The organism is Thermogemmatispora sp. (assembly GCF_019683755.1).
Classification (GTDB): domain Bacteria; phylum Chloroflexota; class Ktedonobacteria; order Ktedonobacterales; family Ktedonobacteraceae; genus Thermogemmatispora.
The window spans coordinates 1-16,993 of record NZ_JADGHT010000066.1 but is presented as its reverse complement, the minus strand read 5'-3'; the positions used below and the strand labels follow the sequence as shown (position 1 = coordinate 16,993).

Here is a 16,993-nt window from a genome sequence, read left to right as displayed (position 1 = left end):
TGTCTGGTCAGACAGGCCCATCTCCTGGTCACATCCAGGCCGGCGGGCCTGCCCCCCAACCGGGGGTACCCAACACGCTCCCCTCCCATGCCCGACCATCTTCCTCACAGCACCGCAGCCCATACACGGAAAGAGCAGCACATTCAGGCGCCGATCCCCATCAGCGCTCACCCGTCCCTGTTAACTTCTTCGAGCATCCTGCGGGCTAGCGTCACGCTATCAACCTCATATGTGCCCGCGACGACTCGCGCTCTCAGCATCGCCACACGCTGCGCTCGCTCTTCTTCCAGCAAAGCTGCAAGGCTTGCACCAGATACCGCTGATCCCTCCAGCTCTGAAGCGACAGATGTTTGAGTGAGCACACCGTCGTCACCCAGTCTGTTGCCAGCAGAGGAGGAACGTCGTCTGCGAGGCAGTGCAGACTGCAGATCGTGCTCATCAGGGCGACCGCCTAGCCAGGGCTGCCATATACCACTTTGCTCCTGCCAAGAAGAGGGTTGCCAGCCCTGCCCCGGGGCACTTGCCTGAGCCGTTGCAGCCTTTGCGCGCAGCGCTCGGCTGCGACCTGACTGCCTACTCGCCCGAGTCACCTGCCGAATACGCATCGTGATCAGGACCCCTCTCTTTCTGCCTTACACTCACAGCGTCGCCAGCAACAGACACGGAGAGCCTTGCCACGGGCACCGGCGACGGACAAGTTATTTTCCCACACAGGGCTTGTATCTCTTTCCAGTGTAAAGGCCGAAACCTGCCCGGATAAGAGGTATTTGTCGCTGATTTAAGAGACCAGAAGTCCCTGCTTACCGGTGCAGGCCTCAGTTTGCCGCGCTGCCACCTCATCCAAGGCTCTTTCTCCTCTCCCGCCTCGGGCCGCTGCGCCGCAGTCCAGCCAACCTACTGACAGTAGGCCGGCAGCGAACCACTAAAGCTCTGAGGATGCAGCAGTTGGGCTAGACATTGCAGTCCATCCACAAGACGTGGCCCCGGACGCTGCATGAGATCCGTGTTGAGATGATAGACATGATGCAGCTTGACCGCAGTAATCTGGTTCCAGTTAGGACGGCGATAGACCAACTGGGGATCGCCCCCGTAGCGCGGGTCCTCAGTGAGGATAATATACTGGGGGTTGGCGCGGATCACCGCCTCATCGGTGACCTGGGGATAGCCCCCGTTGCTTGTATTATTGTGAAAGACATTGATGGCATTGGCATCCTGCAGCAGCTCATCGCCAAAGGTTCCGCCGCCAAAGACATAGGGCTTACCAGGCGTACTATCATCAGCCTCCAGCATCACCGTCGGCGGCGTCGTACCCTTAACCGCCTGGCGGATTTGAGAGATGCGCTGCTCTAGCTGCTTGACCAGCGCATTGGCTGTGCTCTCAGTAAAGGTCAGGCGGCCCACAGTCTGAATCTCAGCCAACATCAGAGCAATGGTATTATCCGGTAAATCAACCACATGAAGGCCCAGGCGCGTCAATTGGGCATCGTATTTCTCGGTGAGGCCGCCGGAGCTGAGGACCAGGTCAGGATGTAGCGCCACGATACGCTCAACATTGTAGTTACCATTGGCGTCAGAGATGCGCGGCAGGCGCGTCAGCTGAGCTGGATAGTCCGTATAGTAGTCGACAGCGACAACGCGGCTCTCCAGGTGGAGTGCGGCCAGAATCTCGCTCATGCTCGGCACCAGGGAAATCAGGCGCTGCGGGGCCGCCTTGGGGAAGACCACCGGAGTACCGTAGATATCACGCACCACCGTTGGCGTGGGGCTGGACTGCACTGCGCTGCCGCTGCTCTGAGCTTGACCACAGGCAGCAAGCAGAAGGAAGCTCAGGCCTAGCAAACAAAGAAATAACCGTCTGGAGATGACAAGGATGCTCATAAAGCTCACTCCTCCACAGCAAAAGATAGCCGACCGTCCATTGTCACCTCGCGTAGAGGGGGCGCAACCACAACACAGAAGGACCGGGAACGCCGCGGGTTAGCTCGGTTCGGTGGTTGATAGTACGCCTGCTCCTTTGACGCGAAGGAACATGGGCCACCAGCATCAGGCAGGTCTCCTGGCTTCTGGCTCAAGCGCACCCTGACGCGCCTTCCCATTCCCTTACCTGCACCTGGTCCCAACACAGGCTTACCTGGGAACAGTGGCTTGTTTGCTGCTGGTCCTTGCCTACACCCGCCTGCAGCGAGGAGCAGACGGGCCGTCGAGGTGCTCGCCAGTCACAGTAGCGCGACTGCGCCGGATTTGCACCGGCTTCCCTATTCTGCCGGAAATGAGCACAAAGATTTCCGGCCACCTGATGCGTTGCACAGCTCACTGATAGCAGAGGAAGTATATGCAAGAGGCTAGCGGGCTGTCAACCCATAGCGCTCGCCATTGCGCGCCAAGAAGCGCATCAGACAGGCAGAGCCAGACAGAGCAACAGGTCCTTTCTTAAGAAGCTACCGTCGCGGCATCGAGGCGGGCCGCTACTAGCTCGCGCAGACGCGTGGCATTTTGCAAGGCATAGCCCTCAATATCGTTATTGAAATAGACATAACAGTCACGCCCCTCTCTGGCCTCCCTAGCCAGCCACTCGGCCCAGAAAGTCAGCTCGGCTTCGCTGAAGCACGGACCAGCTTGCCCACTGTGGAAACGCAGGTAGCGAAAAGGGGCTGTGGCTGGCAGCTCCAGCGGCGTAGAGAGCGCGCCCCCAATGGCAATCACCAGGGCACAGCCAGCCTCTGCCAACAGCGCACACAAGCGTTCACCTGCGGCACCTTGCAGCCAGGAAGGATCTCGAAACTCAAAAGCTACCTCTAACTCAGGCGGCAGCAAGCGGAAAAAAGCCGCCAGACGTTCGAAGTCACTCCGCCAGCGCGGCGGAAGCTGGTAAAGCAGAGGACCCAGGCGCAGGCCTAGGCCACGCGCCGCCTCCAGCAGACGCGCTTGCGGCTCAGCTACATCGCGTAACTTTTTCATATGGGTCAAATAGCGACTGGCTTTCACGGCGAAGCGAAAACGCGGATGAAAAGCTACCTGTTCGGCCCAAAGGGCAAACTGCGAACGCGAAGGCAGATGATAGAAGCTGCTATTAATCTCTACAGTAGCAAAATGCTGGGCATAGTAAGGCAGATACTCCTGCGGCGGCAAAGTAAACGGATAAAAGCGGCCAACCCAGTGCGGATAGATCCAGCCAGATGTCCCAATCCAGATGGTCACGGCTCAGCCTCCCTGTATCCCTCAACCCGAGGAGTGCTTTGATCCCCGACCTGCACGGCACCCTAAGGCCGGCCAAGACAGGAGAGCCACCTAGTCCCGGCATACCCACGACTGATCAATCAGGGGCAATCGGCAGCACTCTCTCCGCCCTCCTTAAGATAGAATAGATACTACAGCATTCCAGCCAGCCGCAGAGAGAGCCTGATCAGAGGAGAGAGAAGCCAGCAGTCAGGGGAAAGGCTCAGGCTAACCAGAGACTGCCAACTTCAGGCAGCTACTTGCAGCACCTCGACCACAATGACGCTCACATTATCATCGCCGCCACCATCAAGAGCTGCCTGAATCAAGCACTGGCAGATCGTCATAGGATCGGCATCGAGGCCTAGCAGATGCTCAATCTGCGGATCACGTACCATTTCCCAGAGGCCGTCTGAGCACAGAAGCAGCTTATCGCCCCTCAATAAGGGCACGGCAAAGACATCAATTTCCACCGCCGCCCGATCACCCAGGCAACGATAAATCTGATTGCGGTGCGGATGATGATAGACATCCTCTTGAGAAATCGCTCCCTCATCTAATAAGCGAGCCACGACTGAATGATCTTGCGTCACTTGAGTCAGGCCTGTCGCCGGACGATAGAGATAGGTCCGACTATCGCCCACATTCAGCACATAGGCCGTGCTATCAAGCAGGAGAGCCGCCGTCACCGTTGTGCCCATATCGGCTTTCTCAAGGCGATTACGTTGATAGAGCTTCAGATTGGCGTGTTGTAATGCATCAACCAATATACCTGTCAAGAACGACTCGTCGTTCTCTACTGAATTGGTCAATGCCGGTAGAGTGAGTTCGCAAAACGTCTCTACCACCAGGCGGCTTGCCTCGCGGCCATTGGAATGGCCTCCCATACCATCAGCTACCACGCAGAGGCCAAAGGTCTGACCGGTATGGGCTCGCTGCTGCTGAATAGCAGCAAGATTATCCTCATTAGGTTTATAGCGGCGCTTTAAACCGGGGTCAGTCGCTGCCCCCATGCGAATGACAAGCATCCCTCTGGGGCGGGAGTCAGGAGGCACCTCCCCACGTCGCTCGCTACCGCTTACGGCCGTCAAGGCCTGAGCCAGACCATTGGGCAAGGGAGTCTCTACAGGCAAGGTCTGCTCCTCGGAGGGAAAGGCTAGCTGGTCCTCGGCAGGCGCGGTCACCAGCGCGGACAGCGTGCTAGATGTCGAGAGAGGCAGATCGACCTGTGTCGGGAAATCAGCCCAGAGAGCACGCTGCAGCGATGCCGGTGAGAGAGAGGGGCCTTTCGGCCCAGATGAAGAGGGTTCATGAGAAGAGGAGAGCTGAGATGAAGCCGGCGCACACGAGTCCTGACGAGGGGCAGAGAAGGCTGCCGGGGACCACGCAGAGGAGGGCTTGCGCCCAGTAGGCCGTTGCCCCATTACTGCATGGGTCGCTTGGGCTTCAGCTTCACGCAACTGCTCAAGCTCATGTCTGAGCAGACGGCGCTCTTCCCAATTGCGCCAGGCAGCCCGTAGGAGACGCCAGCCGGCTAGCAACAGCCCTATCCAGGCCCCAGCCAGCAGGAGGGCAAAGACCGCCAATCCCAAGAGAGGGAGAAGAAGAGCAGGCCCGCGGAGCGTCCATAGCGCCGGAAGCTGCTGGAGCGTCTGCCAGAACAGCAGCCAGGCATGGGGAGGGAAACCTTGTGAGACCCAAACCAGAACGGCCAGCGCACAGAGCCACCCTAATGCCCGCACCAAAAGCGGGAGCCGGCGGACCCCATAGCCGATGTTGAATTGCCCCAGCATCGCTTCGCTATCCTCTCTTTACCAGGCCGTGCCGGGCACTCACGATCAGCTCAACGTCGTGCTTCTCTTGCAATTCTTGCCGACAATACTAAGTATACTCCACACTTCGCGTAGTGTGCAGCATGACCATCCAAATTTCCTGGTACATGCGCCTGCAAATGCCCAAGAGTAGCAACCTCCGCTCAGCTTCTTCGACTGGGGAAGCCAGCTCCAATCACCTCACAGCCAGCGCAAAAAGGGGCTTGACAATCCGCAACAAGTGGAGTATCCTTGTTTGTGACAATCGCAAAGGAAGCCTTTACCACACAAGGAGAGGTCGCATAGAGGCCTAGTGCGGCGGTTTGCTAAACCGCTAGGGATCAAAAGTCCCTCGTGGGTTCGAATCCCACCCTCTCCGCCAGATCACCGCTCAGTGGTCTGTGTACAGGGGTGTAGCTCAATGGTAGAGCAGCGGTCTCCAAAGTGCGCCCCTGTGGTGCTTCTGTTCTTGTTGCGGTAGTGCAACATCACTGAAGCGGGTGTGATTAAAGCACGACCTTACCTGGCTACCCGAAAGGGAGCGGGGACAACAGCATGGTCGAAAAGTCCGGCGCCTCCCCTTCCGCCAGACAATGGTAAGCGCCGGGCAGCTAGGCCGGGCATGGTGAAGGCTGGATTGCTTGAACCTCAGTCGCCCGCTTCGCTGGATTGCCAGTTGTAATTTGGAGGGCTGGTAACCGCTTCTCCAGTGAAGCTCTCGTCCATTAGTTGACGAGCGCGGCGGCGAACGAGGCACCTAAACCCGGAGCGGAGCAGAAGCGCAACTGGGGGATCGCCTAAACACCGCAAGGTGCATGGCGACGGAGCATCCATAGTACTCAAATGCTCAGGGTAATGCCTGAGACAGGGGGAAGGGATGCAGGAGGTCAGTCCACTGGCTCAGCTACGCTCGACATGCTCGAGCGTAGAATGTTGTCTATGGCCTGAACCTCTGGAGAGCCGGATGCATCGAAAGGTGCACGTCCGGTTCGGGGAGAGCGCCAGCAGCCCTTGAACGTGGGCTGCGGGAGAGCAGCTCCACACCGCAGGTTGCGGGTTCGAGTCCTGCCGCCCCTGCCTTAGTAGCTATCTGAAAGGCCAGTACTCACAACAGCACTGGCCTTTTCGTGTGCCTCTTTCGTCTAGCTCTCTCTTCCACCCTCCGCTGGGCCTGTACTCACGGCCATTGCTTCCCCGTCTGTTCCTCTCCCCCTAGTGGCTTGGGGTCCCTTCCATACATTGCCCCATCTCCAGCAGGTATGGTATCATAGGCAACAGAGCAACATGCCAGACGGCCCGGAGTGGCTATAGCAAGAGCAGAGCCGGCAAGCCAATCAGGCAGGCCTGCAGCAGTCAGAGTCGTGCGGGGAAAGGATGCCAGCAAGAGAGTCAGCCTTTCCCCTACCTGGTAGCTGATCATCTGGCTTTCTTGACTGCAGCAGCCCAGCCGGATGGGTAGCCGTCTCTCTGACTGTCTCTTGGGCACTCTCCTGATCCCGCTGGCAGACGCAGCGGTCGTCAGTCACTCGACAGAGAGATAGACAATGGCCGCTTCAGCATCGTGAAGGGATGTTCGTGTGAGCAACGCAGAGAAACGTCAACGGATTGCCGTTTACCCGGGCAGCTTTGACCCGCTCACGCATGGTCACCTGGATATCGCGCGGCGCGGCGCCCGCCTTTTCGATACGCTGATCGTGGCAGTCTACGCTGTTCCCGATAAAAACCTGCTCTTCTCTGTCGACGAGCGGGTCCAGCTCTGGGAGGAGGTCATCGCCGCTGAGGGCCTCACCAATGTCCGCGTGGAAAAATTCTATGGTCTCGTAGTCGAATTTGTGCGTTCAGTTGGCGGCTCTGTAATCATCAAGGGCCTCCGCTCTCCCAACGACTTTGAGGCAGAGTTTCAGCAAGGGCTAATGAATCGCAAATTGGCCCCAGAAATAGAGACTGTTTGCCTACTGACCAACTTGCAGCATCTCTTTGTCAGTTCCTCCTTGCTGAAAGAGGTAGCCCGCTTGGGGGGGAACGTCAGCGATATGCTGCCGCCGGCAGTGATCAGAGCCTTGCAACGCAAGTTTGGTCACGGCGAGGCGTGAATTGAGCAAGACCCCAGCGCTGAGGGGGCGTTTGGAGACGGCCTTAGCCAGTCTGTCGGCTGGCTGAGCAAGGAGCAGCAATTGCCTAGTTCGCGCGATCACTGCCTCAGGCTCTGCTGCAGCCAGTCGCTGCTCCGAAGAGGAAGCTGGTTGGCGCACACGAGACAGGACAGGTCGAAAGGTAGACAGTAAAATCGACTTGCCCGGCTCGCGTCTTGGGTGGCCACGCAAGTCAGTGTTCCGTCTTTCCAGCCACCTACCAGCCAGAGGGCAGAGGGAAGACGAGCAGAGCAGAGCAGAGCTAAGTGAGTCGAGTCAAGCTTGCTCGGCAGCCGTCCTGTCAGTCAGCCGCAAGAGAGCACGAGGAAGAGGAAGGGTCAGTGTGGATATACTCTATCTGGTAGATCGCTTGGAAAACCTGATCGCCAGTAGTCGCAGGATGCCGTTTGTCAATCAGATTATGGTCAGGGAGGCCGAGATTCTGGCGATCCTTGATCAGATGCGCGCAGCGATTCCCGAAGAGGTCAAACAGGCTCGACGCCTCCTCCAGGAAAAAGAGCGTATTCTGGCCCAGGCGCAGGCGGAGGCGGCCAGCATCCTGGCCAAGGCGCGCGAGGAATCCGAGCGGGTGATGGACCGCGAGGGACTATTGCGCCAGGCTGAGGAGCGCTCGCAGGAATTGGTGCGCCTGGCAGAAGAGCAGGCTCAGCAGCTCAAGAGTGAGGCCAATGCCTACGTTGCGGAAACCTTGCGCTCCTTGCATGAGCACCTGACAGCCATCGAAACGGAAATCAGCCGCACCATCTTGAGTATTGAGAAGGGTTTGGAAAGCCTGGGGGCCTCTCCCTATCGCGAAGAGGAGGGCGAGGACCAGGCCGCCGCAGCCTTGACCGAGGCCGGCTATGACTTCTACGCCGATGAGGAAGAGGCGGAGGATGCTCTGCCCCCCCATCCTTCCCCGCGCCGCTCTTCCCTGGCCGCCGATACGATGGGCGGCCCAATGCTCGGGCGCCCAGGCGAGCCACCCCATCGTCCTGAGCCAAGGGCTTGACACACCTTCTCAGGGTCACCTATAATGAACCAGCGTACGTGAGAAGCTGAGTATCTTCCAGACTTGCGCCATCGACAGACAGCCTGACCTGTTCAGCACTATTTGTAGCCCTTCTCCCGTTCAGTCGTCTACTTTGGGGCAAAAAGTGAGGTTCTGTTTCTTATGCAGTACAACGTGGCGCAACTGCTGAAGGCGTCCATCGGTACCGCCTTCCAGGCAGATATTCACGAAGAAGATGTTCAGCTGGATAGCGATCTAAAGATACTCGGCGCTGTCAATGGCCACGTCCGCATGCGACGTACCGACTACGGGTTGCTGGTCGATGGCTGGGTGGATCTGACCCTCCCGATGGTCTGCGACCGCTGCTTGAAGCCTTTTGAGCAGCCCATGCATATCACCTTCGAGGAGCTATTCTATCCTACCATCGATGTCACCAGCGGTATGCCTGTTCCTCCACCCCTGGGTGAGGATGAGGGCTTTCCGATTGACGAGCACCACCAGCTCGACTTGAGCGAGGCTGTGCGCCAGCATCTGCTGCTGGAGCTGCCTATGCGCGCGCTGTGTCGCGAGGACTGCCCAGGTCTCTGCCCACAATGCGGCCATGATCTTAGCCTGGGCCCTTGCCAGTGCCAGCCGGAGATTGATCCCCGCTGGAGCGCGCTGGCCGAGCTACTGCAGCAGCGCTTGCCGTCGCAAGCTTGACGTGCTCGCAGTGCCCGCTGTTGCGCTGGCCACCTGGCTCGTTTCCGCCAGTTAGCCCGATGTAGGAGATAGAGGAGGAGCCTTTTCTATGGGCGCATTACCAAAACAGCGAGTTTCTCACGCGCGTAAGGGTGAGAGACGCGCGCACTTTCATTTGAAGCTACCTCAGTTGGTGCTCTGCCCACAGTGCCGCTCGCCGCGACTCGCCCACCACGCTTGTCCAAAGTGTGGCACTTATCGCGGTCGCCAGGTCTTCTGGCCCAAGGAGCGTAAGCGCTAGTGCTGCGAGCGCAGTGCGGCAAATCGCACTCCACTGGACTGGGACAAGCAACCTGAAACCACGACGAGAAGAGGAGAGAGCGTGAGATCAGGCAGGCCCGCGGTCGAGCGAGGCAAGGTCAGGCCAGGTGAGATTCAGCAGCAGATGCAGGCTGAGGCCTCGCTCGTGCCGCGCTTGTCTCTCGCGCCAGCGTAAATTCTCTATGGAAGCACAAGGAATAGCTTTCCTCTTTCCCGGGCAAGGCAGTCAGACGGTCGGCATGGGGGCCGATATTTATGAGCAGTCACCGGCTGCCCGCCAGGTCTTTGAGCGGGCCGATCAGGCTCTGGGAATGGCGTTGAGCGCCCTCTGCTTCCAGGGACCGGAAGAGCAGCTCCGTGAGACGATTAATGCCCAACCCGCGATTGTCACCGTTAGCCTCGCCCTGTTAGCCGCTCTCCAGGAGCGGCTTGCTCCCCGCCATAGCTGGTCGTCACCTTTGACCCCAACCTTTACTGCTGGTCACAGCGTTGGTGAATATGCGGCTCTGGTCGCCTCCGGCGCTCTTGACCTTGAAGACGCCGTACGCCTGGTTCGCGAGCGGGGACGTCTGATGCACCACGAGGGAAGCATGTGCCCTGGTGGCATGGCGGCAGTCATTGGCCTGGATGAGGAAACCTTACAGGAGATTTGCCGTGAGGCTTCCGAGGAGGCCTTACGAGCCCAAGAGTCGGCCCAGCTTCAACCGATACCGCATCCTGGCTGGGGCAAGGTCAGCGTGGCAAACTTGAATGCCCCTGGCCAGATTGTTATCTCGGGTGAGCAGCGTGCGCTGACTTTGGCAATGGAGCGCGCCAAGGCTCGCGGTGCTAAGCGGGTAATCCCCTTAGCGGTAAGTGGCGCTTTCCACTCACCGGTCATGGAACCCGCCGCTGCCGGTCTAGCCCAGGTATTAGCTACTACGCCATTGCGCAATGCCAGCATTCCTATCATCAGCAATATTGAGGCTCGACCGCTGACCGATGCCGAGGCGCTGCGCCAGGAGCTGGCGCGCCAGATCGTTGCTCCCGTGCAGTGGGTTCGGAGCGTCGAGTACCTGGCCGCGGCCGGCGTCACCGTCTATGTGGAGATCGGCCCCGGCTCCGTGCTGACAGGCCTGGTCAAGCGTATCGTTCGTGAGGCTACCACCCTGACGATCAGCAACGCCAACGATCTAGACAAAGCGGTTACAGCCTTGCAAGAGCAGGGCCTGCTCCAGCCCTGATGCGGTATAATAAACAAGGGTTGCTGCCTACAGGGCAAGGCGGCAAGGAGGAAAGGCGAGGATAAGATGGCATGGAGCGGCCAGCGTTCCACTAGCATGCTGCAGAGTAGAAGGGAAGCACACTATATGACCAACGAGCCTCCAGGCGTGGTGCGCGTCGCCCGCCAGGTCTTGACCACCATTGTCTCCAACGCGGCGCTAGGCGTGGCCGGCGTCGTCCGTCTGGCTCGCGGTAGCGAGCGCTGGCCGGCTTTTGCCGGTCGCGAGATTCCTCGCCAGGGGGTGGCTCTGACGGTCAAGGACAATACCGTGAGTGTTGACCTCTATCTGGTCCTGGCTTCCGGCGTGAACGTCGTCGAGGTCGCCACTGCCGTTCAGGAGGAGGTAGCCGCCGCCTTGGAGCATATGGTCGGGATGCAGGTGCGAGAGATCAATGTCTATATCCAGGATGTGGCTTAGTGCCTTGAGAAGAGGCAGGAAGAAAGGTTAGACAAAAGGCCAGAGCTTCGGGCAAAGGAGCCATCGGTCAGTGGAGAGAGCGGGTGAGAGAGAAGGAGCAGCTAGTGGTGGAGAAGGGGGAAGGCAGACAGGTTGGTAGAGAGTGGATGGAGATGAGGCAGACATGCTGAGGCAAGTTCAACAGAGGTTGGCTTCCTGCTTGCGGGCAAGTGCACGCAGCCGGACAAGACCAGTGAGGTAGACCAGCGATCGGGTGAAGACACTATGCCGGTAGGGATACGCAGACAGGCCAGAATGGTCGCGCTGCAGGCGCTCTATGAGTTCGATACGGTACGGCATCCCCCCGTCGAGGTGGTGCAGCGCCATGCCCAGGAGCGCAATCTGCATCCCCGGGTGGTGGACTATGCCCTTGAGCTGGTTGAGGGCACCTGCGCCCACCTGGAGACAATCGATGCGCAGATCCAGAGCGCCGCACGCGAATGGCCACTTTCTCAAATGGCCCGCATCGATAAAAATATCCTCAGACTTGCAATCTATGAGATTCTGTTTAATAATACGGTACCAGCAAAGGCAGCCATTAATGAGGCGGTCGAATTAGCTAAGCTCTTTGGCAGCGATTCGTCAAGCCGCTTCGTCAATGGTGTCCTTGGTACTATATTTGCGCGGGCACAGCAACAGCAGCCCACTCCAACTGCGGAAAGTGAGGTGACATCCTAATGGCTTCTGGCTCTGGCTCCGGCTCCGGCTCTGTCGCCGAGCGCCTGAAGCGGATTATCGTCGAGCAGCTCGGCGTCGACGAGAGCGAGGTGGTCCCCAGTGCCTCTTTCGTCGAAGATCTGAATGCGGACTCATTGGATCTGGTGGAGTTGATTATGTCCCTGGAGGAGGAGTTTAAGCTCCAGATCTCGGATGAGGACGCCGAGAAGATCACGACGGTGGGTGAGGCCCAGGAATATATCGAGGAACATCTGCGCTGAGCTGCCCTAAGCTGCGCTGATTTGATCCGCGCTCGCTCCGCTCTCTCGAGGGCGCGAGCAGCGACAGGCGGAAAAGAGGAGGCGGCGCGCTGCTTGCTCACGGTTCTATTTGGTGCTCCTCCTCGCCTACCTACCGATCGGTAGGCCGTGGTGAGGTTGCTTTTCTCTATACCGTGCATGCGTCAGCTGCGTCGGTCTGTCTGCTGCCAGACAGCCGGTCAAACCGCCTCTCTGCTTGTTGCCCCTTTGCTCTCCAAGCGGTCCGGCTCGGCTCGGCTCAGCTCGGCTCGGCTTGGTGTCTCGCCTGGTCAGTCAGGTCAGGCAAAGAGCCTGAGAGCAGTGTCTTTGCTCAGCAAGATCAGATGGCTTACGTGGCGTGGGATGGGTGGGGCGGTGGTTGCCGCTCATCTCCTCTCTTCCCCCCTCACCTTTCCCGCTGTCACATTTCCTCTCCCCCAGGCATCTCCTTAAGTAAGGAGAGATTCCCTCCTCTAGCCGGCATCCTCAGCTCCGGCTGACGCAAGTGAGTGTGTGAGGAAACAGAGAACGATGGTACCCGCGGCGCAGGCCGTCGAGGCGCTTATCCAGCAATACGGTAGGCTGGTCTTCCATACGATCTATGGCCTGACCGGCGATTGGGAGGAAAGTCAGGACCTCACCCAGGATACTTTTCAGCAGGCGCTGAAAAGTATTGAGGCTGCCCGTACTTCCAGTGGCCCTCATTTTAATGCACGCGCCTGGTTGCTGAAAATCGCTCTCAATACGGTCCGCATGCAGGAGCGCCGTAAGCGCCTCTTCCGCTTTGTGCCGTTCTCTTCTTTGGGCAGACAGCAGCGACGCGATCAGGAGCCGGAGGGCGAACATCTGACGGAGGACCTCGCAGCCCAGGCGGTACCCGTCCAGCCTCAAGGCTACGGAGCCATCTCCGGGACTGATCCCGGTGAGTTGATCGCCGAGCGCGATGCCGTGCAGCGGACGCTGCAGCGCCTGCCTGAACCACTGCGTGTCTGTCTGCTGCTTTCCGTAGTGGGCGATTTCTCTAGCGCGGAGATCGCCCAAATGCTGGATGTCAGTGAGCCGGCAGTGCGTCAGCGCCTGGTGCGCGCCCGCCGTCAGTTCCAACAGCTTTATGCTCTAGAGCGTGGCGATGGCCCCCGCCAGCAGTCAGGCCTGGTGCCTGCGCCTGCCTGCCAAGCCGGCTCTTCGGCTGGAGCCTCGCCCCTTCCTCCCGCCGAAGATCCAGAGGAGGTGGCAGCGCATCAACCTGAGCAGATGTTTCAAAAAGGAGATGCTGCCAGCCGAGAGAGGCCCGAGCGATTGGTCTCTGGCCCTCCCTGGCACGATGGGAGACCTTATGCAGCCTTTGGATTCTGTTGAGGTGCTGCTCCTACGTCACTATGGTGAGCAGGCCCCCACTCCCCCTGGTCTGGAGGAGCGCCTGCGCGCAAGTGTCATCAGAGAGGCGCTTTCTCTTGAAAGCGACCAGCGCATTGCTCATCTGTTAGGCGAACGGCGTTTGAGTCGCCGCCGCGCTACCGCTCTCGTGGCCCTGGGCGCTGCGGGCGCGGGTGTGCTGAGCCTTGGTCTGGCGTGCGTGCAGTCTCTGCTGACTCCTCCTCAGCGGGAGCTGTCCTCTTATCCTACCTATTCCGGCTAGCGCTAGGCTGGCTGGGTAGGTTACCAGGTTGCCAGTGCTCGTTAGGGCACCAGTGGCTCTCTGTCCCTAGCAGTTGGTTATGGGCTACCGCTGGTCAGCAACTGCAGGTGTGAGATACAATTAATCAGAAGAGTGTCGTTGCTTTCAGAGTGCATAAAGGCACGCGGCTCGTCTCAATAAGGCAAGACAAGACAAGAAAAGAGAGGGTGTAACTATGGTCCCCGGATTCCACGGCTTCGATCTGATTGTTATCCTGCTCGTTGCCCTGCTGATCTTTGGCCCGAAGCGCCTACCCGAAATGGGATCAGCGATCGGAAAGAGCATCAGGGAGTTTCGTAAGGGAATGAGTGATCTCACCAAAGATAAAGAGGAGCATGATCCTCTCGATGAGCCTTTTTCCCCTTCCTACGCGGCGCGCAATAATCTGAATCGTCTGAGCAGTGGGAGCACTCTGCGGCAGGACCAGCTCTTTGAGCCATCTCCCGAGATGGTTCGCGAGATGCAGCCTCAGTCAATTCAGAGCCAGACCTCTCCTACGAGCACTAGTAAGACAGAGCCGGCCAGCAGCGAGGGCGGGCAAAAGGCTGAATGAGGCAGTAGCTATGAAGAGTAGGCGTATCCAGTCGCTTCGGCCCGCGCTGCGCCGCCGGGAGTGAGTAGAGGGAGAGCATGGCTACGGGGAATTTGCAACGACCTGACCTGATGCCCGACCTTGATGAGACCTTTCACCTCGAAGAGGAAGAGGAAGACGGCGCTTCCATGACGCTCGTTGAGCACCTGGAAGAGCTGCGCTGGCGCATTTTTAAGTCGCTGATCGCCGTCGTCGTGGGGGCGATTCTCGCTTTTATCTTCCGTGAGCCGATTTTGCGCTTTTTGACGCTGCCCCTGCCAAGGCTGGCGGATAGCTTGCGCCTTGGCCCTCATGGCGAGCTGGCAGGGAAAGGTTTGATTACTATCGGCCTGGCCGAGGGCTTTACTGTCTTCCTCAAGGTCTCGATTGCTGTCGGCATTCTGCTGGCTATGCCAGTGATCCTTTATCAGGCCTGGGCCTTTATCGCCCCCGGTCTCTACCGCCACGAGAAACGGGCTGCCCTGCCCTTCTTGATCATGGGGAGCATCCTTTTCGTGGCCGGTATTGCCTTGGGCTTTGTGGTGCTCCAGTACCCAGTCCAATGGCTGATTGCTTTCTCCGCCGGCGACTTCGTGGAGCTGGTCTCAGCAGATAGCTACTTTACGTTTGTGGCCTTTTTCTTGCTGGCCTTCGGCATCGTCTTCGAGATTCCTCTCGTGTTGACTTTCCTGGCGAAACTGGGTGTGGTGAACGTCGAAACCCTGAAACGCCGCCGCGCCGCAGCCCACGTCGGACTCTGGATCGCTTCGACTTTCATAACCCCCGGGGCGGATTTCTATAGCCCGATTATCCTGGGCGTCACGATGTCCTGTCTGTATGAGCTGACAATCCTACTTATTCGTTTCATGGTCCGTCCCAGCCAGGCAGGCACCTGAGCGAGTCTGCGCGAGCCTGCTGGATACGTAAGTGCCTCTTTCACCTTACTCGGCTCGCCAGGCTCGCTCGGGGACCCGCTCCTCCTTCCTTCTACTCTCCCCTCGCAAGGACTACGGCGACCGCGTGATGGTCTTTGCGTGCAGGACCGCTCTGGCCCAGGGCGCTGGCTTCTATGATGGGCGCGATCCGCAATGGTCCAGCTCACTCGCTTCAATGAGGCTCGGCTGTAGCTTTGACCGCTCCCTTTTCTGTTCGCTCCGCCTGGGCCTCTTCCTCTGGTTGACGATCACGCCCAAAACCACGCCAGAGCACGAGAATCGCCAGGCTATAGCTGATGGCCGCCAGGAGAAAGATGCTGGGATAGCCCTGCCAAACAATGATGATGCCTCCAAGAGGGGTCGACAGCGAATAAGCAATCCAGTAGGCAGCCTGGTAGCTGCTGTTGGCCAGACCACGCCAGCGCGCCGGTACCACTTCCATTGAGAAGGCCTGGAGTACTCCCATCGTCATGTCCATCGCTCCCTGCCGTAGGGGATAGAGCAAGGCCGCCAGTAGCAGTGAGCGGCTGAACCCTAACACAAGCATGAGTGGTAGACTAAGAGCCTGGGTCAGGACAACCGCCCGCGCTTTTCCCAGACGCGCAGCTAACCAGGGCGCGAGCAGGGTCGCGCAGGCTGTGAAAGCGGTAGCAGCCCCATCAATCAGGCCAAACTGCCATGAGCTGGCTCCCAGCTGGTGCACAAAAAAGAGATTGAAGTAGGGGATAAAGAGGCCAGCCCCGAAGCCAATCAGCCCCTGTTCGAGAGTGAGCAGAACCAGAGCATTGCCTAGCCATAATCTCCATAACTTTCTGTCCAGCCAGTGCCTCCAGCCAGCCACGATCTCACGAAGATGCTTTCGGAGATTGCTGGCTAGAGCGCATAGCGTGACCTTCTTGGAAGACTGCTCCTCCGGGGGCCGTGGATCAGGGTCGAGTAGAAAGAGAGGGACCAGACTCGGAATGGCCAATAGGCCAGCACTCATGAGTGCGAGCTGATAGACCCGCGCTTCCGGCTGAGGGGCCAGTAGAGCACTGAGAGGAAATGGTAATGGCTCTATCAGCCAGGGAATCTGCCGGAACCAGACAGGCAAAGCTCCGCCTAGCAAACGCCCAGCTACCGAGGTTACCAGAGTTACTACAAGATTCAGGCTGAAGAGATGAGAGCGCTCCGCCGGCAAACTGTTTTGCGTGAGATAGGGGGCATTCACGACGAGCAGGGCCGCGCTGACTACTCCTGCCAGGAAGGCTGTGATTAGCAAGGGCAGAGGCTGCCGAAAGAGGATTTGGCCAGCCCCAAGTAATCCTATCAGGAGGCTGGCCACAATCAGCACTGTCTTGCCTCCTAAACGGTCAATGCAGAGACCCGCAGGAAAGATGGCCAGTCCCGCCCCGACCGTAGCCACGAATTGGACCGCTCCGATAAAGTCAGCGCGATAGCCCAGCGCATCGAGATAGAGATTATAGAGCAGCAGCAGAATGCCAAGCGAAACGCCGCTGAGAGCGTTGCTGATAAGATAGAGGCGAGCATTCCGCTGCAGATGGACAAACTGACGCACGTAATCAATGAGGAGCGACATGGCGCATAGACTGCATCGCCTGGCTGGCAGGCGTCTCCTCGCGGGCGGGAAGCTGGTCGATGCCGCCGCGCTGGCCAGAGCCTTCAAGCTCTGAGGCAGTTGATAGGCCATCAACAGCACTGTGACTCGTCGGCAGTGGAACGGCCTTCCATGACCTCTCACCGCTGGCAGCAGCGCGAGGTGCATCAGTGCGAGCTACCTCTCGCCTTACCAAGCCCGGTAAGAAAAAGGCTTTGGCTATCTCCTTCACCATCATAGTGCGCGCCCGAAACTCGATGACCGCCTCTGCTACCCGATCGCTTCCCTGCTCAACGCGCCGATCTATGGCACGCACATGCTCTGGAATGCTGACCACTCCCTGCACCAGACTCTTATACACA

18 protein-coding genes, 1 tRNA gene, 1 pseudogene and 1 riboswitch are annotated in these 16,993 nt (G+C 58.8%); of the genes and pseudogenes, 14 read left to right on the top strand and 6 right to left on the bottom strand.

Annotated elements, in window-relative coordinates; genetic code table 11:
• Nucleotides 1–209, top strand: a pseudogene (locus IRZ24_RS06840) (hypothetical protein); the annotation flags it as partial.
• Here the strand turns inward: IRZ24_RS06840 and IRZ24_RS19775 are convergent.
• The 4 genes from IRZ24_RS19775 to IRZ24_RS06825 form a co-directional block, all read right to left on the bottom strand.
• Nucleotides 168–260 (bottom strand): hypothetical protein, encoded by a 93-nt coding sequence (locus IRZ24_RS19775; protein ID WP_366914248.1) that lies wholly within the window; start codon nt 258–260, stop codon nt 168–170. The pseudogene IRZ24_RS06840 and the gene IRZ24_RS19775 overlap by 42 nt on opposite strands.
• Before the next feature lie 634 nt (nt 261–894).
• Nucleotides 895–1,878, bottom strand: coding sequence for an ABC transporter substrate-binding protein (locus IRZ24_RS06835; RefSeq protein WP_297161567.1), 984 nt, complete (start codon nt 1,876–1,878; stop codon nt 895–897).
• Nucleotides 1,879–2,028: 150 nt separating this feature from the next.
• Nucleotides 2,029–2,312: riboswitch (cobalamin riboswitch) on the bottom strand.
• A gap of 118 nt (nt 2,313–2,430) precedes the next feature.
• Nucleotides 2,431–3,198, bottom strand: coding sequence for a DUF72 domain-containing protein (locus IRZ24_RS06830; RefSeq protein ID WP_297161564.1), 768 nt, complete (start codon nt 3,196–3,198; stop codon nt 2,431–2,433).
• A 266-nt stretch (nt 3,199–3,464) separates the two neighbouring features.
• Complete coding sequence (locus IRZ24_RS06825; protein ID WP_297161561.1) at nt 3,465–5,009, bottom strand: protein phosphatase 2C domain-containing protein; 1,545 nt, start codon at nt 5,007–5,009, stop codon at nt 3,465–3,467.
• A gap of 309 nt (nt 5,010–5,318) precedes the next feature.
• Here IRZ24_RS06825 and IRZ24_RS06820 point away from each other — a divergent pair.
• The 13 genes from IRZ24_RS06820 to tatC all read left to right on the top strand — a co-directional run bounded on the left by IRZ24_RS06820 (nt 5,319) and on the right by tatC (nt 14,995).
• Nucleotides 5,319–5,409 (top strand) — tRNA-Ser (locus IRZ24_RS06820).
• 1,195 nt (nt 5,410–6,604) lie between these two features.
• Entirely contained in the window at nt 6,605–7,120 is a 516-nt protein-coding gene (gene coaD / locus IRZ24_RS06815) for a pantetheine-phosphate adenylyltransferase (protein ID WP_297161557.1), read from the top strand.
• Between the two features lie 382 nt (nt 7,121–7,502).
• Nucleotides 7,503–8,171, top strand: coding sequence for a hypothetical protein (locus tag IRZ24_RS06810; protein WP_297161554.1), 669 nt, complete (start codon nt 7,503–7,505; stop codon nt 8,169–8,171).
• Between the two features lie 162 nt (nt 8,172–8,333).
• Nucleotides 8,334–8,873: a DUF177 domain-containing protein gene (locus IRZ24_RS06805; protein WP_297161551.1), complete on the top strand. Its 540-nt coding sequence runs from the start codon at nt 8,334–8,336 to the stop codon at nt 8,871–8,873.
• A gap of 88 nt (nt 8,874–8,961) precedes the next feature.
• The gene (gene rpmF / locus IRZ24_RS19770) at nt 8,962–9,153 is read left to right on the top strand and encodes a 50S ribosomal protein L32 (protein ID WP_112431204.1); all 192 of its coding nucleotides are present in this window, start codon (nt 8,962–8,964) and stop codon (nt 9,151–9,153) included.
• A 202-nt stretch (nt 9,154–9,355) separates the two neighbouring features.
• On the top strand, nt 9,356–10,396 hold the full coding sequence (gene fabD, locus IRZ24_RS06800; RefSeq protein WP_297161549.1) for an ACP S-malonyltransferase: 1,041 nt from the start codon (nt 9,356–9,358) through the stop codon (nt 10,394–10,396).
• A gap of 126 nt (nt 10,397–10,522) precedes the next feature.
• Nucleotides 10,523–10,855, top strand: a complete 333-nt coding sequence (locus tag IRZ24_RS06795) for an Asp23/Gls24 family envelope stress response protein (RefSeq protein WP_297161546.1) — start codon at nt 10,523–10,525, stop codon at nt 10,853–10,855.
• Nucleotides 10,856–11,119: 264 nt separating this feature from the next.
• The gene (gene nusB, locus IRZ24_RS06790) at nt 11,120–11,572 is read left to right on the top strand and encodes a transcription antitermination factor NusB (RefSeq protein ID WP_151729581.1); all 453 of its coding nucleotides are present in this window, start codon (nt 11,120–11,122) and stop codon (nt 11,570–11,572) included.
• Nucleotides 11,572–11,832: an acyl carrier protein gene (gene acpP, locus IRZ24_RS06785; protein WP_069802715.1), complete on the top strand. Its 261-nt coding sequence runs from the start codon at nt 11,572–11,574 to the stop codon at nt 11,830–11,832. Before nusB ends, acpP begins: the two co-directional genes overlap by 1 nt.
• Before the next feature lie 549 nt (nt 11,833–12,381).
• Nucleotides 12,382–13,209 (top strand): RNA polymerase sigma factor, encoded by an 828-nt coding sequence (locus IRZ24_RS06780; RefSeq protein WP_297161539.1) that lies wholly within the window; start codon nt 12,382–12,384, stop codon nt 13,207–13,209.
• Nucleotides 13,187–13,489 (top strand): hypothetical protein, encoded by a 303-nt coding sequence (locus IRZ24_RS06775; protein WP_297161535.1) that lies wholly within the window; start codon nt 13,187–13,189, stop codon nt 13,487–13,489. Before IRZ24_RS06780 ends, IRZ24_RS06775 begins: the two co-directional genes overlap by 23 nt.
• 214 nt (nt 13,490–13,703) lie before the next feature.
• Nucleotides 13,704–14,081, top strand: coding sequence for a twin-arginine translocase TatA/TatE family subunit (locus IRZ24_RS06770; protein WP_297161533.1), 378 nt, complete (start codon nt 13,704–13,706; stop codon nt 14,079–14,081).
• A gap of 77 nt (nt 14,082–14,158) precedes the next feature.
• Nucleotides 14,159–14,995, top strand: coding sequence for a twin-arginine translocase subunit TatC (gene tatC / locus IRZ24_RS06765; RefSeq protein WP_297161530.1), 837 nt, complete (start codon nt 14,159–14,161; stop codon nt 14,993–14,995).
• Nucleotides 14,996–15,206: 211 nt separating this feature from the next.
• On the opposite strand, the gene IRZ24_RS06760 is transcribed toward tatC, so the two are convergent.
• Together IRZ24_RS06760 and IRZ24_RS06755 are read right to left on the bottom strand one after the other, a co-directional pair.
• Nucleotides 15,207–16,613 carry an MFS transporter gene (locus tag IRZ24_RS06760; RefSeq protein ID WP_297161527.1) on the bottom strand — a complete coding sequence of 469 codons (1,407 nt, stop codon included), beginning with the start codon at nt 16,611–16,613 and terminating at the stop codon, nt 15,207–15,209.
• On the bottom strand, nt 16,597–16,993 hold a 397-nt coding region (locus tag IRZ24_RS06755; RefSeq protein WP_297161526.1), incomplete at its 5' end, for a hypothetical protein. The genes IRZ24_RS06755 and IRZ24_RS06760, both read right to left, overlap by 17 nt.

Excerpts from the sequence above, each read along its gene's own strand:
- IRZ24_RS19775 (WP_366914248.1), bottom strand. The coding sequence starts at position 260 with ATGCTGAGAGCGCGAGTCGTCGCGGGCACATATGAGGTTGATAGCGTG.
- IRZ24_RS06835 (WP_297161567.1), bottom strand. The coding sequence starts at position 1,878 with ATGAGCATCCTTGTCATCTCCAGACGGTTATTTCTTTGTTTGCTAGGC.
- IRZ24_RS06825 (WP_297161561.1), bottom strand. The coding sequence starts at position 5,009 with ATGCTGGGGCAATTCAACATCGGCTATGGGGTCCGCCGGCTCCCGCTT.
- IRZ24_RS06805 (WP_297161551.1), top strand. The coding sequence starts at position 8,334 with ATGCAGTACAACGTGGCGCAACTGCTGAAGGCGTCCATCGGTACCGCC.
- rpmF (WP_112431204.1), top strand. The coding sequence starts at position 8,962 with ATGGGCGCATTACCAAAACAGCGAGTTTCTCACGCGCGTAAGGGTGAG.
- fabD (WP_297161549.1), top strand. The coding sequence starts at position 9,356 with ATGGAAGCACAAGGAATAGCTTTCCTCTTTCCCGGGCAAGGCAGTCAG.
- IRZ24_RS06795 (WP_297161546.1), top strand. The coding sequence starts at position 10,523 with ATGACCAACGAGCCTCCAGGCGTGGTGCGCGTCGCCCGCCAGGTCTTG.
- nusB (WP_151729581.1), top strand. The coding sequence starts at position 11,120 with ATGCCGGTAGGGATACGCAGACAGGCCAGAATGGTCGCGCTGCAGGCG.
- acpP (WP_069802715.1), top strand. The coding sequence starts at position 11,572 with ATGGCTTCTGGCTCTGGCTCCGGCTCCGGCTCTGTCGCCGAGCGCCTG.
- IRZ24_RS06780 (WP_297161539.1), top strand. The coding sequence starts at position 12,382 with ATGGTACCCGCGGCGCAGGCCGTCGAGGCGCTTATCCAGCAATACGGT.
- IRZ24_RS06775 (WP_297161535.1), top strand. The coding sequence starts at position 13,187 with ATGCAGCCTTTGGATTCTGTTGAGGTGCTGCTCCTACGTCACTATGGT.
- IRZ24_RS06770 (WP_297161533.1), top strand. The coding sequence starts at position 13,704 with ATGGTCCCCGGATTCCACGGCTTCGATCTGATTGTTATCCTGCTCGTT.
- tatC (WP_297161530.1), top strand. The coding sequence starts at position 14,159 with ATGGCTACGGGGAATTTGCAACGACCTGACCTGATGCCCGACCTTGAT.
- IRZ24_RS06760 (WP_297161527.1), bottom strand. The coding sequence starts at position 16,613 with ATGTCGCTCCTCATTGATTACGTGCGTCAGTTTGTCCATCTGCAGCGG.